This window comes from Mycobacterium sp. (assembly GCF_052144515.1).
Taxonomy (GTDB): domain Bacteria; phylum Actinomycetota; class Actinomycetes; order Mycobacteriales; family Mycobacteriaceae; genus Mycobacterium.
Window position 1 is genome coordinate 1 of the sequence record NZ_JBKQQD010000064.1, and the last position, 2,995, is coordinate 2,995.

The window sequence follows — 2,995 nt, forward strand, 5'->3', positions numbered from 1 at the left end:
CAGGCCCGGGAGCAGCTCATCCGGCTCAAGACCCGCACCGGTATCAACCAGTGGAACATCCTCTGCCGGTGGGCCTTTTGCCTGTCACTCCAGCAAGCGACACCGCCGACGCCCGTCGAGATTCCCGCCGACAGCAACGTGGAGATGGAATGGCAGGTATTCGGCGGAGAGGCCCATGAGCTGTACATGGCCCTTCTCAAGGAGCGCTGCGTGATGGAAGGGCTGGGAACCTCGGAGGAGGTGCTGGCGCGGCAGTTTCGACTTCACCTACACCGGGGCATCGGCTATCTCGCCACGCCGCACAAGATTGGCTCGATCAGCGACTTGGTGAAGCTCGCCATGCACAAAGGCTCAATGAGCGCCGCAGTCCTCGGGCCCGAACTTCACGACGTTCGTGATGGCGAAGAACTCGTGTCTCCCTGATGGAACTGAAAGGCCGGCCGAACATGATCGACTGCAAGCGGAATCAACGATCTCTTGCCAGGCTCCAGGCCACCCCTCTCGATCTTCGGCGGTTGAACGCCCCGGAGGCGGCGCGGGCCTTGTTCGGGTTTCTCCAGCAGCATTTCGAGCCCGGCGACGAGTGTTCGCTTTGGTCGCCGGCCGAGGCCAAGAGCCTAGGATACAGCGCGTTCTGGCGGGTGAGCTGGGAGTCCGGCCCGTTGGAGTGGGGGGTTCTGTTGACGCTCGGCGAAAGCATGTGGCTGCAGGAGCTCGAACTCGGATACGAGCATCGGCCCGAAGTCCTGGTGCAGAGCGGCAAGGGCTGGTACACGGAACCGCATTTTCGCTTTGATGTCGGGTTTATCGAGGATTAGGCCATATGGTGTCATCGGCTTATATATAACGCCATATAATTGCAGGGTCCGCTGTGCGGACCGATTCGGATGGTCCGCACAGCGGACCTTACGTCGACTGCGCTCCCAGCCTGATTTCGTCAAGGCTCGGCTCACAACGAAGCCGTCGATTCTCAGTTTCCAGTAGCACAAGAATGCCAACCTTGACGTTACCGACAAAAGTCCCGAGTGATAGTCTGGGATGGATAGGGAGCTTGAAAAGAACCAGCGGCAAGTCCCTGTTTCCAATGGCTTTAGGTAGCTGTGGCCACCGAATTACCCATCAACTTCGCCCGATCAATATGAACGGGCGTTCAATTTTGTCGGTGACGTCAACCTTGCAAGAACCTATCCAACTGTTGGTCGAGCTCGAGGTATCGAGTTACCGAGATTTTCCGAAAGAGCGTCTCATGCAGGTGTGGGGACACGTCGGAGATTACGAGGTTTCGATCTACTTGCCTTACACAGACAAGCGCGTGCAGAGGCTCAAACGGCAGAAGATCCAGGGTTAACAGACGCCTATTCGCAGCTCGCCGCGACCGTGGTTGTCCAGCGATCGACCAATCCACGCAGGCGGTCGCGGTCGATTGCGGGGTCGGGTACGATCGCGACCGTCCCCATGGCGTCGCCTTTTCGCGTTGAGACGGTGATGCCCAGAGCGTCGAGGTAGGCACGGAATTTCTTGTAAACCTCGCTCCGGGCTGTGACGTAGGGCCTGCCCTGACCGGTCAGAGCCAGCTCCACGCCGGAATCCTGAGGCGGCGTCTGCGTTGCCTGTCCAGGCGTGGGGTTCGCCTGGGGGGCCTGAGAAATCTCCTGGGTCGCGGTTGTTTGCGGCCCCAGTGACAGGGTGAGCGGCATATCCAGTGCCCGGGCGTACCTCAGGAGCGTGGCGACGGTCGGGTTGGCCTGCTTGCCGGCCTCCAGGCGGCTGAGCGTGGCCTTGTCCAGCTTTGACAGCGAGGCTAGCTCCTCAAGGCTCATCCCCCGCGTCAAACGCGCGTCACGCAAGGTCGAGATGAGCGTGCGGAATGCGGCTAAGTCCTCGGGATCGAGCTTCTCGCTGAGGGTGGCGATCCGCCCCGTCTCGCGGTACTCGCGGTCAAGGATGGCGCAGTCGGCAGCGTCACTTGCCCTGGCCTCGGGCGTCTGGGTTTGCGCGATGATCGCTTCGGCGCGGGTCCGTTTCTCATCGGGTAACTTCTCCAGGACCGCGCGGGTCCGTTCAGAAATCCGAGGCGAGGTCATGTCAGTCTCCATATTCCTTGACCGGGTAGGCTGTGTTGGGCCGGATGATGATGAGGTCATCGTCGCTCAAATCCTCGAATACCACCACGATGTGCTTGCCCGTCGAAGTGTCGCCAAAAATGAGCGGCAGCTCGGTCGAGGCGCTGTAATCGTCCGGATCGTCATGGCTGCCCGGATGGCGATGAATCGCTTCTCGACGTCTTCCGCTGTTACTTCACCGGGGCCGGTGATGTGCGGTTCGTTCTCATCGTCCCAAATGATCACATCGACGTACATCGCAAGCCCCGCACCGTCACTCTCCTGCCTTGATTTTAATACAACGGAATCATGTGGATGTCAATAGTCAGGGCGAGGCCGACCATGCACGCCAGGTGATTCCTCGCATGCTACACTCTGAAGCGGAAACGGTGTCTGGAATCGTTATGTTGCTTCTTGGGCCGCCCGTGGGGACGAAGCGTCATTTCCCGGCGGGTCAAGAAACGTTTCCCGATTCCTTTGGGGAGGCCACCTTCTGGGGAGGCCGTCGATACGGGTAGCACTGACCTCACGCGGGAGATCGCCCGCGAGTTCGGAGCTAGGGTTGCGGGAATCGGCGAGGGCGCGCCCCAAACTGATACGGAATGAAGCCAGGCTCGACGTCTTTATCTGATTCGCGCAGTGCGACCCGAAACCGCTAATGAGGAGCTTGGGGTAAGGAAACACCCTTGCCAGTCAGAACCCTCTGTCCCAGTTGCGAATGCGTGGCCAGGACTTGACCCGCCAAGACGCCCCTGGTGCCTCATTCCCCCTGTCTGTCCCAGTCGTTGGTGCGTGGCCTAACCGGTCTCCAAGGAGTCTCTAGCTGATCGTGAATCTTGCCAGCGCCACCGTCACGTTGTCGTTGGCAGCGCGCGAAAGGACCACATCGATCA

At 60.0% G+C, this 2,995-nt stretch carries 3 protein-coding genes; 2 read left to right on the forward strand and 1 reads right to left on the reverse strand.

Features of this window, described 5'->3' with window-relative positions:
* Both dndE and ACLP9N_RS03345 read left to right on the forward strand, forming a co-directional pair.
* A partial coding sequence (dndE, locus tag ACLP9N_RS03340) for a DNA sulfur modification protein DndE (RefSeq protein ID WP_442406064.1) occupies positions 1-423 on the forward strand: 423 nt, incomplete at its 5' end.
* Complete coding sequence (locus tag ACLP9N_RS03345; RefSeq protein ID WP_442406065.1) at positions 423-818, forward strand: hypothetical protein; 396 nt, start codon at positions 423-425, stop codon at positions 816-818. The genes dndE and ACLP9N_RS03345, both read left to right, overlap by 1 nt.
* A 537-nt stretch (positions 819-1,355) precedes the next feature.
* On the opposite strand, the gene ACLP9N_RS03350 is transcribed toward ACLP9N_RS03345, so the two are convergent.
* Positions 1,356-2,084 (reverse strand): helix-turn-helix domain-containing protein, encoded by a 729-nt coding sequence (locus ACLP9N_RS03350; RefSeq protein ID WP_442406066.1) that lies wholly within the window; start codon positions 2,082-2,084, stop codon positions 1,356-1,358.
* Between the last annotated feature and the right edge of the window lie 911 nt (positions 2,085-2,995).